This is a genomic window from Pseudomonas sp. PGPPP4 (assembly GCF_002256045.1).
In the GTDB taxonomy this organism is placed as follows: Bacteria; Pseudomonadota; Gammaproteobacteria; order Pseudomonadales; family Pseudomonadaceae; genus Chryseomonas; species Chryseomonas oryzihabitans.
In genome coordinates this window covers 422,344-436,628 of record NZ_NKID01000001.1, presented here as the reverse complement: position 1 = coordinate 436,628, position 14,285 = coordinate 422,344, and the positions used below count along the sequence as shown (strand labels likewise).

Below are 14,285 nucleotides of genomic sequence, written 5' to 3'. Positions count from 1 at the left end.
AGCTTGGCCAGGAAGCGATCGACCGCGCCACCCAGCGCCTGGATCTCATCGCCCTGCCCCAGCTGCAGGCGGCGCGTGAGATCCCCCTCCCCGGCTGCCAGATCGTCCAGCGCCCGCTGCAGCACGCCGATCCGCCGCAGCACCCGGCGCCCCAGCACCAGCGCCACGGCCACGACCATCACCACGCCGACCCCGATCAGCCCCAGGGCGATCTGCCAGCGCAGCGCGCCCGCCAGGGTGGCGACCGTTTCACCGGCATTGCGACTCATGGCCAGGGCAGCCTGGCGCGTGCCTTCCAGGCGCGTCGCCAGGGTCGCCGCACTGCCCTTGGCCGCGGCCGTCACGCTGCTGGAGACCAGACCGCCGGCGTCGTCGATCAGGGTCTTGAAACTCTTGTCCAGAGCCGCGCCGGTGCGCTCGATGGTCTGGGTGGAAAAGCCCACCACCACCTTGCCGATCTCCACGCCATTGGGACTGATGGAAGCCTCCACGCGATAGACCGAAGGATCCCGGGTCGCGGCATCCAGCACCTTGGCCAGGGCGCCCTCGCCCTGGCCCACGGCGAGCAGGCGGGCCACGCGCTCGTCCTGGCGATTGAGATAGCGGGTCAGATTCTGGCCCTGGGCGTCCTGGAAGACCACGAAGAGCACCTCGGGATTGCCTTGCGCACGCCGCGCCAGGTCGGACAGGGCCGGCACATCGGCGTCCCACATCGCCTTGGGCGCGACGCCCGCAAGCAGCTCGGCCAGATTCTGCGCATTGCTCTTGAGGGTAGCGGTCAGGGTCTCACCCACCTGCTGCCGCTCGCGCGCCAGCCGCTGCGCAAGCCCCTCGGCCAGCCGCGCACGGGTCTGCCCCGCCAGTTCGGCAAGACTGCCATCCACCTCGCCCCCGGCCTGGCGCAGGGTGTCGGCGAGCTGCTCGGACTCGCCGGAGAGGCGGGTGGCCAGGCCTGACTGCAGCCCCTTCACCGCATCCTGGGTCAGCCACAGCGCCAGGGCTACCTGGAGCATGACCGCGAGCAAAAGACTGATGAATACCGGCAGCAACAGGCGACTGCGCAGCAGCGACAAGAGAAACGACATGGAGGTCTCCAGCGACAAGGGACATTTACAGGCTGTCGGCCAGCTCGAGGGGAGCTGGAGGCTCAGCGGTAAATAGTCATAGCAATATGCTGGCCATTTCGGACCAGCGGCCGTCCCCGGCCTACCAGCGTCTCTCGCCCGCCAGAAATGGAAAAGCCCCGCGGGGCGGGGCTTTTCCGGCTGCATCCTTTTAGCGCATCAGGCGAAAGGATGGCGCAGCACGATGGTTTCCTTGCGATCCGGACCGGTCGAGACGATGTCGATCGGCGCCTCGACCAGCTCGGCGATGCGGCGGATGTAAGCCTGGGCGTTGGCCGGGAGCGCCTCGAGACTCTGGGCACCCACGGTGGATTCGCTCCAGCCCGGCATCTCTTCGTAGACCGGCTGCAGACCGATGTAGCTGTCGGCGTCGGTGGGCGCCTCGGTCAGCAGGTTGCCGGCGGCATCCTTGTAACCGGTGCAGATGCGCACGGTTTCCAGACCGTCGAGCACGTCCAGCTTGGTCAGGCACAGACCGGAGATGCTGTTGATCTCGATGGAGCGACGCAGGATGACGGCATCGAACCAGCCGCAACGGCGCGGACGGCCGGTCACGGAGCCGAATTCGTGGCCCTGCTTGGCCAGGTAGGCACCGGTTTCGTCGAACAGCTCGGTCGGGAAGGGACCGGAGCCGACGCGGGTGGTGTAGGCCTTGGTGATGCCGAGGATGTAGTCCAGGTACAGCGGACCCACGCCGGAACCGGTCGCCACGCCACCGGCGGTGGTGTTGGAGCTGGTGACGAAGGGATAGGTGCCGTGGTCGATGTCCAGCAGGGTGCCCTGGGCGCCTTCGAACATCAGGTTCTCACCGGCCTTGCGCAGCTCGTGCAGACGGCTGACGACGTCCATGACCAGCGGCTGCATGACCTTGGCGTGTTCCATGGCCTCGTCGTAGGTCTTCTGGAAGTCCACCGGCGGCTCGTTGAAGTAGTTCTGCAGGACGAAGTTGTGGTAGTCCAGCACTTCCTTGAGCTTGACGGCGAAACGCTCGGGGTGGAACAGATCGCCGACGCGCAGACCGCGACGGGCGATCTTGTCTTCGTAGGCCGGGCCGATGCCGCGACCGGTGGTGCCGATCTTGGCTTCGCCACGGGCCTTCTCGCGGGCCTGATCCAGGGCCACGTGATAGGGCAGGATCAGCGAGCAGGCCGAGCTGATGCGCAGGCGCTCGCGCACCGGCACGCCGCGCGCTTCCAGCTCGCCGACTTCCTTGAACAGGGCTTCCGGCGAGAGCACCACGCCATTGCCGATCAGGCACTGGGTGTCGGCGCGCAGGATGCCCGAGGGAATCAGCCGCAGGATGGTCTTCTGACCATCGATGACCAGCGTGTGGCCGGCGTTGTGGCCGCCCTGATAACGCACCACGGCAGCGGCCTGGTCGGTCAGCAGGTCCACGATCTTGCCCTTGCCCTCATCACCCCACTGGGTGCCCAGGACGACGACGTTCTTACCCATAACCTTATCCCCTGTCAGGAAGATTTCTGTCGGCCAGGCCGACGATGCTCACGTTCACCCGGATGCCAGATCCGGTGTTTAGGAATTCAAGGGCACCACGACCCAGGCGCCCTGCTGCTCGATCAGCCGGCGATCGCAGCCCGAGCTGTGCAGCTGGTCCGCGTCGTCATGACCGGTGGCCTGGACCACCCGCTCGCCCGCGGCACGCAATTCGCGCACGGCCTGCCAGAGCACCGGCGCATCGCCCGCCGGCGCCCAGATGCCGCGGCGCGGCTCGTCGAGCACGGCGGTGCCCAGCTCGACGAGGGTCTTGAGATCGGTGGAAAAGCCGGTGGCCGGACGTGAACGCCCGAAGTCGGCGCCGATGTTGTCATAGCGACCGCCCTGAGCGATGGATTGCCCGGTGCCCGGCACGAAGGCGGCGAAGACCACCCCGGTGTGGTAGTGGTAACCGCGCAACTCGCCCAGATCGAAATACAGCGGCACGCCCGGGAAACGCCCCTTGAGCGAATCGGCCAGGGCGATCAGCTCGTCCAGTGCCTGCAGGACGCCCGCGGGCGCACCCGCCAGGCGCTGCCGCGCCTGCTCGAGCACCATGGCATCGCCACTGAGCTCCACCAGCGCCCGCAGCCAGCCGCGCTCGGCGGCGGGCAGGCCGGCGGTCAATTCGGCGATCTCGTCGACCGCCTTGCGCTGCAAGGCATCGAACAGCTGCTGCTCGCTGGCGCCAGAGACGCCGGCCGCCTGGCACAGCCCGCGATAGATGCCCACATGCCCCAGATCCATGTGGACGTCGGGCACCTGGGCCTGCTCGAGCACGTCGAGCATCAGGCTGATGACTTCCAGATCCCCTTCGCTGCCGGGCACGCCATAGAGCTCGGCGCCGACCTGGATCGGGCTGCGCGAGGTGGACAGCGCACGGGGACGGGTATGCAGCACGCTGCCGGCATAGCACAGTCGGCTCGGACCGCTCTGCTTGAGGCTATGGGCTTCCATGCGCGCCACCTGGGGCGTGATGTCGGAGCGGAAGCCCATGAGGCGGCCGGAATTGGGATCGGTCACCTTGAAGGTGCGCAGTTCCAGTTCTTTGGCCGCGCCGGTGAGCAGCGATTCCAGGAATTCCAGGTGCGGGGTGATGACGAACTCGTAGCCCCAGCAATGGAACAGTTCCAGCACCCGACGCCGAGCGCCTTCGATGCGCGCCGCGTCGGGCGGCAGGATTTCCTCGATACCGTCAGGCAGCAGCCAGCGGTCTACCGTAGCCATTAGGCCTCTTCTCCATGTCATGGATCGGCACGCGGCTGCCGAGGTCGGCGCAGTGGATTCCTGGAGAATCCTGCCGCCGGATCGAGCCGCTCTGCCGTGGATTGCTACCCGGATCAGCCAGGGCGTCGCCCTTCCACGGGTTTCGTACGGACGCAAAAAAGCCGGGGATGGCCCCGGCTGATTCATGATAACACGAAAAAATCGGCGATCGGGGATGAACGACGAGCGAAGCCTAGGCGCCGCTCATCCCGGACCTCACTGCCCCGGACTCTGGAAATACTTGAAGAAATCGCTCTTCGGATCCAGCACCAGGACGTCGCTCTTGCTGGAGAAGCTGGAGCGATAGGCCTGCAGGCTGCGATAGAAGGAGAAGAACGCCGGATTCTTCGAGTAGGCCTGGGAATACACCTGGGCCGCCTGGGCATCACCTTCACCGCGGGCCTGTTCGGCCTGGCGATAGGCTTCGGCCAGCAGCACGCGGCGCTGACGATCGGCGTCGGCACGGATGCCTTCCGCCAGTTCGCGACCCTTGGCGCGATGCTCGCGGGCTTCCCGCTCGCGCTCGGTGCTCATCCGCTCATAGACGCTGCGGCTGACTTCCTTGGGCAGGTCGATGGCCTTGACGCGCACGTCCAGCACCTCGATCCCCAGCTCCTGGTTGGCCATCTTATTCAGCGCCGCGGTCAGCGAACCGACCATGGCATCCCGCTCACCAGACACCACCTCGTGCAGGGTGCGACGACCGAACTGGTCACGCAGCCCCGCCTCCAGGCGGCGCAGCAGTCGCTCGTCTGCGATCTGCTTGAGACCCGAGGTCGCGGTGTAGTAGCGATCGGCATTGAAGATGCGCCACTTAGCGTAGGCATCCACCATCACCGCCTTCTTTTCCAGGGTCAAGAAACGCTGCGTCGGGGTATCCAGGGTCTGCAGGCGGGCATCGAACTTGCGCACCCGGTTGACGTAGGGAATCTTGAAGTGCAGGCCGGGCTCCAGATTGGGCTCGACCACACGACCGAAGCGCAGCATCACCGCCCGCTCGGTCTCCTTCACCACGAACAGACTGCTCCAGGCGGCAAGACCCAGAACGACCACGACGATCAGCGCGGCCAGCGATTTATTGCTCATCAGCGGCTCTCCCTCGTACGCGCTTCGGTGGACTGCGGCAGATTGCGAATGACCGAGGCCGCCGTATCGCTCGACGCCGCCGGGGCAGCGCCACTGCTGATCGCCGAGGTCGGTGCCGGGGCACGGTTCTGCATCAGCTTGTCGAGCGGCAGATAGAGCAGGTTCTGGCCGGCCTGACCGGTGACCATGACCTTGCTCGCCTGACCGAGCACTTCCTGCATCGTCTCGATGTACAGACGCTCGCGGGTCAGCTGCGGATTGGCCGCGTACTGGACTGCCAGCTGGCTAAAGCGCGAGGCATCACCCTGGGCCCGGGCGACGACTTCGTCGCGATAGCCGTTGGCTTCCTCGATGATGCGCTGGGCAGCACCGCGGGCTTCGGGGATCACACCGTTGGCATAGGCTTCGGCCTGGTTCTTCTCGCGCTGCTCGTCTTCACGGGCACGGATCACGTCGTCGAAGGCTTCCTGAACTTCACGCGGCGCCGAGGCGCTCTGGATGTTCACCTGGGTCACGGTGATGCCGGTCCCGTAGGTGTCGAGGAAGCGCTGCAGACGTTCGCGGACGTTGGTGGCGACCTGCTCGCGGCCGTCGGTCAGCAACTGGTCCATGGTCGAGGAGCCGGCCACGTGGCGCACGGCGCTGTCGGTCGCCTGCTGCAGGCTGACCTCGGGCTGGTCGACGTTGAGGACGAAGTCCTTGAGATTGGTGATGCGGTACTGGACGGTCAGTGGCACCTCGACGATGTTCTCGTCCTGGGTCAGCATGGCGCCCTGCTTGCTGTAGGCCCGCTCACGGGTGACGTTTTCCTGGTACTTGGTCTCGAAGGGCGGGAAATAGATGTTCAGGCCGGGCCCTACCGTCTCGTGGTATTTGCCCAGGCGCAGCACCACCGCCTGCTCCTGCTCGTCCACGACGTAGACGGCGTTGTACAGCCAGAGAGCGCCGACCAGCAGCACGCCCAGCAGCAGCAAACCCTTGCCACCACCCGAGCCAAAGCTGTCGCCGCCACTGCCGCCGGAGCGCTTCTTGCCGCCGACCAGGCGGTTGATGCGGTCCTGAAACTTACGCAAGGCTTCGTCGAGATCCGGCGGCCCCTTGCGTCCACCATTGCCGCCACCGTTGTTGTTGCGGCCGCCCCAGGGGTCTTGATTGTTCGAGTTGCCACCGGGCTCGTTCCAAGCCATAGCGCTCTCCCTACTGATAACGCGAAAACGCGCCGAAATGGCGCGCCGACCAATGCTACCGGATGGTCCCTGCCCGAACAAAAGCGCCGAGCGGGGGTTTATTGCAAAACATGTTGCTGGATAAAGACTTCCGGTTCTTCACCGGCCCGGCTGAGCAGTCGATTGAGTTCGGCGCGGGGTACTCGTACAGACAACAGGATGTTGCCTTCGTCATCATGATCGTCCTGGCGAACCACGCCCAGCTCGAACAGCTGGGCCCGCAGCCGGGCATGCCGCTGGGGCAGGCGCAGCACCCCGACGAAAAGATCTTCGCCGAGCAGTTCGGCCACGGCCTGACCGACCAGCTCCAGACCACGGCCTTCGCGCGCCGAGACCCAGACCCGGATCGGCCGTCCGGTTTCATCGTCACGCTGGATATGCGGCTCGACACCGTCGAGCAGATCGAGCTTGTTGTAGACCTCCAGCATCGGCAGCTCGTCGGCACCGATTTCGTGCAGCACCGCCTCGACCTGCTCGATCTGCAGCTGGCGATCGTCCTCGTGGGCATCGATCACGTGCAGCAGCAGGTCGGAGTTGCTGGATTCCTCCAGGGTCGCCCGGAAGGCCTCCACCAACTTGTGCGGCAGATGGCGGATGAAACCCACGGTATCGGCCAGCACGATCGGCCCCAGGTCCGGCAATTCCAGACGGCGCAGGGTGGGATCGAGGGTGGCGAACAGCAGGTTGGCCGCGTAGACGCCGGATTCGGTGAGGCTGTTGAACAGGGTGGACTTGCCGGCGTTGGTGTAGCCGACCAGGGACACCGAGGGAATCTCGGCGCGCCGCCGACCACGCCGGGCCTGCTCGCGCTGGCTGCGCACCTTGTCCAGGCGCTGGCGGATCTGGCGGATGCGGATCCGCAGGAGACGACGGTCGGTTTCGAGCTGGGTTTCACCCGGGCCGCGCAGACCGATACCGCCCTTCTGGCGCTCGAGGTGAGTCCAGCCGCGCACCAGCCGGGTGCTCATGTGCTCGAGCTGGGCGAGTTCCACCTGCAGCTTGCCCTCGTGGGTACGGGCGCGCTGGGCGAAGATGTCGAGAATGAGGCCCGTGCGATCGAGGACGCGGCACTCGAAGGCTTTTTCGAGGTTACGTTCCTGGCTGGGCGTGAGGTCATGGTTGAAGATGACCAGATCGGCGGCATGGGCATGCACCTGGTCGTGCAGCTCTTCGACCTTGCCGGTACCGATGAGATAACGCGCCGTCGGCTGGCTGCGGTTCACCGTGACGAACGCCACGGTCTCCGCACCCGCCGATCGCGCGAGTTCGAGGAACTCCTGAGGATCTTCGCGCGCCTCGGGATGCAGGCCTTCCAAATGGACCAGAATGGCCCGCTCACCACCTTCGTGACGCTCGAAGAACAACAGGGCGCTCCTCTCGTTATTTATTCGCTATCCGACTCGCTCGTCTCGGAGCTGGGCAGACGGACCGGGCGGCTCGGCACCACGGTGGAGATTGCATGCTTGTAGACCATCTGGCTGACGGTGTTCTTGAGCAGAATCACGAACTGGTCGAAGGACTCGATCTGACCCTGCAGCTTGATACCGTTGACGAGATAGATGGAAACCGGAACGCGCTCTTTACGCAGGGTGTTCAGGTAAGGGTCTTGTAGCGAATGCCCTTTTGACATCGTGTCGCTCTCCTAAGGAAATGAAAATACCGATCTGGCGACATGCCAGTTTCCGCTGCCCACCATGGACACGCGGACAAAAACGATTCAGCTGCGGGGCGATATGGTGTCACCGGCCAGGCATTTCAAGATCCGCGGCAGATTGTCACAAGCCAGGCTGTCGAAGGTGTGTGCGGCGGGCCAGCCACGCAACCAGGTCAACTGCCGCTTCGCCAACTGCCGCGTCGCCGCAACGCCACGCGCCACCATCTCTTCCCGCGTGCAACCCCCTTCCAGGAACTCCCACACCTGACGATAGCCTACGGATCGCATGGACGGCAGACCAGGATGCAAATCGGGACGTTCCCGCAAGGCTGAGACTTCGTCGATGAAGCCCTGTTCCAGCATCAGGCTGAAGCGCTCGGCGATACGCGCATGGAGCACCTCACGCCGGCCGGGCGCCAGGATCAATTGGGCCACAGTATAGGGTAATTGCGTCTGGGGCGCCCCGTTCGAATCGGCATTGGCGCGCAATTGCAGCGCGCGGTGCTCGGTCATCGACTGGCCGCTGACGCGATACACCTCGAGCGCACGCAGGAGGCGCTGGGGATCGTTGGGATGGATGCGCGCGGCCGATACCGGATCGACCTCGGCCAATTGCCGGTGGATCTCGCCCCAGCCGGCCGTGGCCGCCAGCGCCTCGATCTCGGCCCGCACCTCGGCGTCGGCACCGGGCATGTCAGCCAGGCCTTCGAGCAGGGCCCTGAAGTAGAGCATGGTGCCACCCACCAGCAGCGGGATGCGTCCGGCCGCGGTGATCTCGGCCATGGCCGCCAGGGCATCGGTGCGAAATTCGGCGGCGGAATAGCTCTCCGCAGGGTCGCGGATGTCCACCAGCCGGTGCGGATGGGCGGCCAGCAGCTCGGCGCTGGGCTTGGCGGTGCCTATGTCCATGCCGCGATAGATGAGCGCCGAATCCACGCTGATCAGCTCGATGGGCAGCAGCCGCGCCAGCTCGATGGCGAGATCGGTCTTGCCGGAGGCGGTCGGCCCCATGAGAAAGATGGCGGGCGGCAGAGGGGCGGTCATTGCGGATTCTCGAAGGGGCGCCGCACGCGGCGCGGCGGGCGGTCAGCGGCCGCGCAGGAAGAGTTTATCCAGGTCGTCCAGGCTGAGCTGGGCCCAGGTGGGACGACCGTGGTTGCACTGGCCGCTGCGCTCGGTGGTTTCCATGTCGCGCAGCAGGGCATTCATTTCCGGCAGGGTCAGCCGCCGGTTGGCCCGTACCGAGCCGTGGCAGGCCATGGTGCCGAGCAATTCGTTGAGGTGCGCCTGGATGCGATCGCTGGTGCCATAGTCCAGCAGGTCGGCGAGCACGTCCTGCACCAGCCGCGCCGCCTGGGCCTGCTTGAGCAGGGCGGGGATCTGGCGGATGGCGAGGGTCTCGGGACCCAGGCGCTGCAGTTCGAAGCCGAGGCGCTCGAACCACTGGCCATGCTCTTCGGCGCAGTCGGCCTCGCGCTCGCTGACGGCCAGGGACTCCGGCACCAAGAGCGGCTGGCCGCGCAGGCCTTCGCTGGCCATGGCCACCTTGAGGCGTTCGTAGGTGATGCGCTCGTGGGCGGCGTGCATGTCCACCAGGATCAGGCCCTGGGCGTTCTCGGCCAGGATGTAGATGCCCTTGAGCTGCGCCAGGGCATAGCCCAGCGGCGGCACGTCGCCCTGCTCCGCGGGCAGGGCCGCGGCCTCGGCACCCTCCGGCAGCGGCGCGAAGAAGGCCTTGTAGGCGCTCTGCACCTCGGCCACCGGCGCGCCGGCATAGGGCTGCGGGGCAGGACTGTAATGCGCGGCACCACCCGAACCGCCGCCACCGGCGAAGGGCTGGGCCGGCGGCGCAGGGCTGTCGTGCAACACGGCGGCGGCCAGGCGCATCTCGCCCTGGGGGCCGAATTCACCGGCGGCCGGACCGCTCAGCGGCGTCGGTGCGGTGGGCGCCACCGCGGCGAGCTGGTCATCCGGGCGGATGTCGCCCAGTGCCCGGTGCAGGGTGCCGTAGAGAAAGTCGTGCACCTGGCGGCTGTCGCGGAAGCGCACCTCGTGCTTGGTGGGGTGGACGTTGACGTCCACCGCCGCCGGATCCACTTCCAGGAACAGCACGAAGGCCGGGTGGCGACCGTTGTAAAGGACGTCGCGATAGGCCTGGCGTACGGCATGGGCGACCAGCTTGTCGCGCACCATGCGGCCGTTGACGTAGAAGTACTGCAGATCCGCCTGGCTGCGGGAAAAGGTCGGCAGGCCGACCCAGCCCCAGAGGCGCAGGCCGTTGCGCTCGTGCTCCAGCGGCAGAGCCTGTTCGAGAAAGGCCGGACTGCAGACCGCGCCGACCCGCCGACCCTGGCTCTGGGGATCGCCCGCCGGATGCAGAGCCAGCACACTCTTGCCGTTGTGTCTCAGATGAAAGCCAACGTCGAAGCGCGCCAGCGCCAGGCGCCGCACCACTTCCTGCAGGTGATCGAATTCGGTCTTTTCGGCGCGCAGGAACTTGCGTCGCGCCGGGGTATTGAAGAACAGGTCGCGCACCTCCACCGAGGTGCCCTGGGGATGGGCGGCGGGCTGCACCCGCGGTTGCATCTCGCGGCCTTCGGTCTCCACCTGCCAGGCCTGGTCCTCGCCGCGAAAGCGCGAGGTCAGGGTGAGGCGCGACACCGAACTGACCGACGCCAGGGCCTCACCGCGAAAGCCCAGGCTGGTGACGCTTTCCAGTTCGTCCAGGTGATAGATCTTGCTGGTGGCATGGCGCGCCAGGGCCAGATGCAGGTCATCCGGCGGGATGCCATGGCCGTCGTCGCGGATGCGCAGCAGCTTGACCCCGCCCTGCTCCACCTCGATATCGATGCGCCGGGCCCCGGCGTCCAGGCTGTTCTCCAGCAGTTCCTTGGCCACCGAGGCGGGTCGTTCGACCACCTCGCCGGCGGCGATCTGGTTGGACAGCCGCGGGCTGAGCAGCTGGATGCGCCGGGGTTCAGTCATTGCTGGCCGCCAGTTCGTGGGTGGGGATGGTCAATACCTGGCCGGAGCGGATGCGATTGCCGCGCAGCCCATTGGCCGCCCGCAGGGTGGAGAGATCGACGTCGTAGCGACGGGCGATGAGGCTCAGGCTTTCGCCGGGCTGCACCCGGTGCTGATCGAAGCCGCGCACGCTGCCGACCTTGTCGCCCCGCTGTTCACGCTGCCAGGCCAGGTAGGTGCCGGGCGGCGGACGGTGCTGGAAGTACTGCACGATACCGGCCTGGATCTGCCGGGCGAGCAGCCCCTGGTGCGCCGGACTGGCCAGCTTGGCCGATTCGTTGGCATTGGTGATGAAGCCGGTTTCCACCAGGATCGAGGGGATGTCCGGCGACTTCAGCACCATGAAGCCGGCCTGCTCCACCCGCGTGTGCAAGAGCTTGGTGGCGCGCCCGACCTGGCTGAGGATGGTCTGGCCGACCTCCAGGCTGGAGGCCACGGTGGCGGTCATGGACAGGTCCATGAGCACCCCGGCGAGCATGGGATCCTTGTTGTCCAGCGCATCGGACACCCCGCCGACCTGGTCGGAGCGGTTTTCCGCATCGGCCAGCCAGCGCGCCGCCTCGGAGGTGGCGCCGCGCTGGGACAGGGCGAAGACGGTGACGCCCTCGGCGCTGGCACTGGGCGCCGAATCGGCGTGAATCGAAATGAACAGGTCGGCGCCCTTCTTGCGGGCGATGATCTGCCGCTGGCGCAACGGGATGAAGTAGTCGCTGGTGCGGGTCAGCTCGGCGCGAAAGCCCTTCTGCCGATTGAGATTGGCCTGCAATTGCTTGGCGATGGCCAGCACCACGTTCTTCTCGTACAACCGACCGCGACCGATGGCACCCGGGTCTTCGCCGCCGTGGCCGGGGTCGATCACCACCACCACGTCGCGCTTGCCGCTGGGGCTGGACGGCAGACGGGTCGCCGGCTGCGCCGGGGTCACCGGCGTGGCCGGCAGATTGGGCGTGACGGTGGCGGGAATGTCGCTGGTGGCGGGATCGGTGCCCTGGTCGTAGAGGTCGACCACCAGGCGATTGCCGTATTCCTTGTTGGGCGCCAGGGTAAAGCTCTTGGGCGTCAGGGCACCCTTGGTGTCCAGCACCAGGCGCACCTCGCCCGGCGAACGCTGGGCCGCGCGCAGACCGGTGATGGGGGTGTTGCGCAGCGGCTTTTCGTTCAGCCCACCGTCGAGCTGCGCGCCAGACAGGTCGATGACGATGCGATCCGGGGCACTGAGGGTGAAGACGCTGGCCTTGACCGGGCCGGTCAGATCGAACACCAGACGGGTGTTGTCGGGCGCACGCCAGACGCGCATGCCCTTGATCTGGGTGGCGGCCAGCAGCTGACTGCTGAGAATCAACAACAACAGGCCGAGTCCCGACCTGAAAAAACGCTTGCGCATGCCTGCGACCGTATAGCTGGAGAACGAGGGATCGGCGCCTAGGGCGCGAGGGCGGCGCACCAGGCCTCGCCGTGAGCGCCATGACTAGTCAGGCGCAGATCACGGCCGTCGGCGCGTGGCGTAATGGTAATGTCCAGGTCCGGCTTTGGCAAAAAGCCCTGACCGCGCTCGGGCCATTCCACCAGGCACAAGGCCTCGGGTGTGAAGTAGTCGCGAATCCCCATGAATTCCAGTTCTTCCGGATCGGCCAGGCGATAGAGATCGAAGTGATAGACCGCGCCACTGGCCAGTTCGTAGGGCTCGACCAGGGTGAAGGTGGGACTCTTCACCGCCCCGGTGTGGCCGAGGCCACGCAGGATGCCCCGCGACAGGGTGGTCTTGCCGGCGCCCAGATCGCCGTGCAGATAGAGTACGCCACGACCGCCGCTGGCCTGGGCCAGGCGGGCACCCAGGGCGTACATGGCGTCTTCGTCGGCGGCGTGCAGGGTCAGTTCAGGCATGGCTGGAGTTCCTCGAGCAACTGGCGGGCGACCGGGGGCAGATCGCTGGCGGCGAGACCGCGGCCCTGGCGACCCAGCTCGGCGCCGGCGCGGCCGTGCAGCCAGGCGCCCAGGCAGGCGGCCTCGAAGGGGGCCAGCCCCTGCCCCAGCAGGGCGGCGATGATACCGGTGAGGATGTCCCCCAGGCCACCGGTAGCCATCGCCGGATGACCTTCGCCGCACAGTGCCATGCGACCGTCCGGATGGGCGATCAGGGTACCGAAGCCCTTGAGCAGCGCCACGCCGCCATAGCGCCGCGCCAGTTCGCGGGCGCTGCCGGGACGATCGGCCTCGATGTCCTTGATCGAGACCTCCAGCAGCCGCGCCGCCTCGCCCGGATGGGGCGTCATCACCCAGGGCCCGCGCGGCGCCTGGACCACCCCGGCGGCCAGCAGATTGAGGGCATCGGCGTCCCAGACCTGGGCCGCGTCCAGCGTCGCGGCGGCACTGGCCAGGGCCTTGCCCCAGGCGCCCTGCCCCAGGCCCGGCCCGACGGCGAGCACATCGGCCTTCTTGGCCAGTTCCAGCACGGCGAAACTGGAATGCACCCCGGCGACCATGACCTCCGGTCGCCGCGCCAGCACCGCGGTGACATTGGAGGGTCGGGTCGCCAGGCTGAGCATGCCGGCGCCGCAGCGCAGCGCTGCCTCGCTAGTCATGATGGCTGCGCCACCGGTGCCTTCGTCGCCGCCGATCACCAGCAGATGGCCGTACTGCCCCTTGTGCGCATTGAGCGGGCGCCTGGCCAGCCGCGGCAGGTTGCCGGGCGCCAGCCGCTGGGCGGTGGCGTGGGCGGGATTCTGCGGTTCCTCCATCAGCGGCTCGAACACCAGACTGCCGACATGGTCAGGCCCCTTGCCGGTGAACAGGCCGAGCTTGAGGCCGATGAAGGTGATGGTCAGATCGGCGCGCACCAGAGGGCCCGCCGCGGCGCCGGTGTCGGCATCCAGTCCGGAAGGGAGGTCGATGGCCACCACCGGCAATTCGCTGGCGTTGATCCGTTCGATGGCCGCGGCATAGGGCTCGCGCGCCGCGCCCTTGAGGCCGGTGCCCAGCAGGGCATCGACCACCAGACCCTCCAGCGGGGCATCCGCGCGCCAGGGCTGGATGTCCACGCCGGCGGCCAGGGCCTCGGCATGGGCCAGGGCGGCATCGCCCTGGAGTCCGGTCGGATCGGCCAGGTGCCAGACCCGTGCCTGCCAGCCGGCCTTGCGCGCCAGCGCCGCGACCAGATAACCGTCGCCGGCGTTGTTGCCACCGCCGGCCAGCACGCAGAGAGCGCCGGCATGGGGCCAGCCGTGGCGCAACGAGCGCCAGGCCGCGGCCGCCGCGCGTCTCATCAACTCGAGGCCGGGCAGACCGCCGGCGATCAGTTGGGCGTCGAGATCCCGCACCTGCTGGGCGCTGTAGAGCTGGAACGGCAGTTCGTCGTGCATGCTGGGAAAGCCTCCGGAGTCTGGCAAAATAGGCGGCCCTCCTGCCTGTGCG

The 14,285-nt window shown here is 67.1% G+C and carries 11 protein-coding genes and 1 pseudogene; all 12 read right to left on the bottom strand.

The annotated features are described in order from the left end of the window. Positions 1–8 precede the first annotated feature (8 nt). A pseudogene (locus CFE50_RS22690) lies at positions 9–179 on the bottom strand (HAMP domain-containing protein); the annotation flags it as partial. A gap of 1,104 nt (positions 180–1,283) precedes the next feature. Beyond that, positions 1,284–2,579 carry an adenylosuccinate synthase gene (locus CFE50_RS02000; protein ID WP_027601077.1) on the bottom strand — a complete coding sequence of 432 codons (1,296 nt, stop codon included), beginning with the start codon at positions 2,577–2,579 and terminating at the stop codon, positions 1,284–1,286. 78 nt (positions 2,580–2,657) lie between these two features. Further along, on the bottom strand, positions 2,658–3,845 hold the full coding sequence (locus CFE50_RS01995) for an ATP phosphoribosyltransferase regulatory subunit (protein WP_197851174.1): 1,188 nt from the start codon (positions 3,843–3,845) through the stop codon (positions 2,658–2,660). Between the two features lie 255 nt (positions 3,846–4,100). Further along, positions 4,101–4,970 (bottom strand): protease modulator HflC, encoded by an 870-nt coding sequence (hflC, locus tag CFE50_RS01990; RefSeq protein ID WP_007161153.1) that lies wholly within the window; start codon positions 4,968–4,970, stop codon positions 4,101–4,103. Further along, positions 4,970–6,157, bottom strand: a complete 1,188-nt coding sequence (gene hflK, locus CFE50_RS01985; protein WP_007161154.1) for an FtsH protease activity modulator HflK — start codon at positions 6,155–6,157, stop codon at positions 4,970–4,972. The genes hflC and hflK overlap by 1 nt, the downstream gene beginning before the upstream one ends. Before the next feature lie 98 nt (positions 6,158–6,255). After that, complete coding sequence (gene hflX / locus CFE50_RS01980; RefSeq protein ID WP_007161155.1) at positions 6,256–7,560, bottom strand: ribosome rescue GTPase HflX; 1,305 nt, start codon at positions 7,558–7,560, stop codon at positions 6,256–6,258. A gap of 20 nt (positions 7,561–7,580) precedes the next feature. Further along, a complete protein-coding gene (hfq, locus tag CFE50_RS01975; protein ID WP_007161156.1) occupies positions 7,581–7,826 on the bottom strand; it encodes an RNA chaperone Hfq in 246 nt (81 codons plus the stop codon). Positions 7,827–7,913: 87 nt separating this feature from the next. Beyond that, positions 7,914–8,894 carry a tRNA (adenosine(37)-N6)-dimethylallyltransferase MiaA gene (gene miaA, locus CFE50_RS01970; protein WP_284670285.1) on the bottom strand — a complete coding sequence of 327 codons (981 nt, stop codon included), beginning with the start codon at positions 8,892–8,894 and terminating at the stop codon, positions 7,914–7,916. Positions 8,895–8,936: 42 nt separating this feature from the next. Then, complete coding sequence (mutL, locus tag CFE50_RS01965; protein ID WP_286730581.1) at positions 8,937–10,835, bottom strand: DNA mismatch repair endonuclease MutL; 1,899 nt, start codon at positions 10,833–10,835, stop codon at positions 8,937–8,939. Continuing rightward, a complete protein-coding gene (locus CFE50_RS01960) occupies positions 10,828–12,258 on the bottom strand; it encodes an N-acetylmuramoyl-L-alanine amidase (RefSeq protein WP_027598837.1) in 1,431 nt (476 codons plus the stop codon). Before CFE50_RS01960 ends, mutL begins: the two co-directional genes overlap by 8 nt. A gap of 38 nt (positions 12,259–12,296) precedes the next feature. After that, positions 12,297–12,758 carry a tRNA (adenosine(37)-N6)-threonylcarbamoyltransferase complex ATPase subunit type 1 TsaE gene (tsaE, locus tag CFE50_RS01955; protein WP_007161160.1) on the bottom strand — a complete coding sequence of 154 codons (462 nt, stop codon included), beginning with the start codon at positions 12,756–12,758 and terminating at the stop codon, positions 12,297–12,299. Further along, positions 12,746–14,233 carry a bifunctional ADP-dependent NAD(P)H-hydrate dehydratase/NAD(P)H-hydrate epimerase gene (locus tag CFE50_RS01950; protein ID WP_027598838.1) on the bottom strand — a complete coding sequence of 496 codons (1,488 nt, stop codon included), beginning with the start codon at positions 14,231–14,233 and terminating at the stop codon, positions 12,746–12,748. The genes tsaE and CFE50_RS01950 overlap by 13 nt, the downstream gene beginning before the upstream one ends. Between the last annotated feature and the right edge of the window lie 52 nt (positions 14,234–14,285).

Excerpts from the sequence above, each read along its gene's own strand:
- CFE50_RS02000 (WP_027601077.1), bottom strand. The coding sequence starts at position 2,579 with ATGGGTAAGAACGTCGTCGTCCTGGGCACCCAGTGGGGTGATGAGGGC.
- CFE50_RS01995 (WP_197851174.1), bottom strand. The coding sequence starts at position 3,845 with ATGGCTACGGTAGACCGCTGGCTGCTGCCTGACGGTATCGAGGAAATC.
- hflC (WP_007161153.1), bottom strand. The coding sequence starts at position 4,970 with ATGAGCAATAAATCGCTGGCCGCGCTGATCGTCGTGGTCGTTCTGGGT.
- hflK (WP_007161154.1), bottom strand. The coding sequence starts at position 6,157 with ATGGCTTGGAACGAGCCCGGTGGCAACTCGAACAATCAAGACCCCTGG.
- hfq (WP_007161156.1), bottom strand. The coding sequence starts at position 7,826 with ATGTCAAAAGGGCATTCGCTACAAGACCCTTACCTGAACACCCTGCGT.
- miaA (WP_284670285.1), bottom strand. The coding sequence starts at position 8,894 with ATGACCGCCCCTCTGCCGCCCGCCATCTTTCTCATGGGGCCGACCGCC.
- mutL (WP_286730581.1), bottom strand. The coding sequence starts at position 10,835 with ATGACTGAACCCCGGCGCATCCAGCTGCTCAGCCCGCGGCTGTCCAAC.
- CFE50_RS01960 (WP_027598837.1), bottom strand. The coding sequence starts at position 12,258 with ATGCGCAAGCGTTTTTTCAGGTCGGGACTCGGCCTGTTGTTGTTGATT.
- tsaE (WP_007161160.1), bottom strand. The coding sequence starts at position 12,758 with ATGCCTGAACTGACCCTGCACGCCGCCGACGAAGACGCCATGTACGCC.
- CFE50_RS01950 (WP_027598838.1), bottom strand. The coding sequence starts at position 14,233 with ATGCACGACGAACTGCCGTTCCAGCTCTACAGCGCCCAGCAGGTGCGG.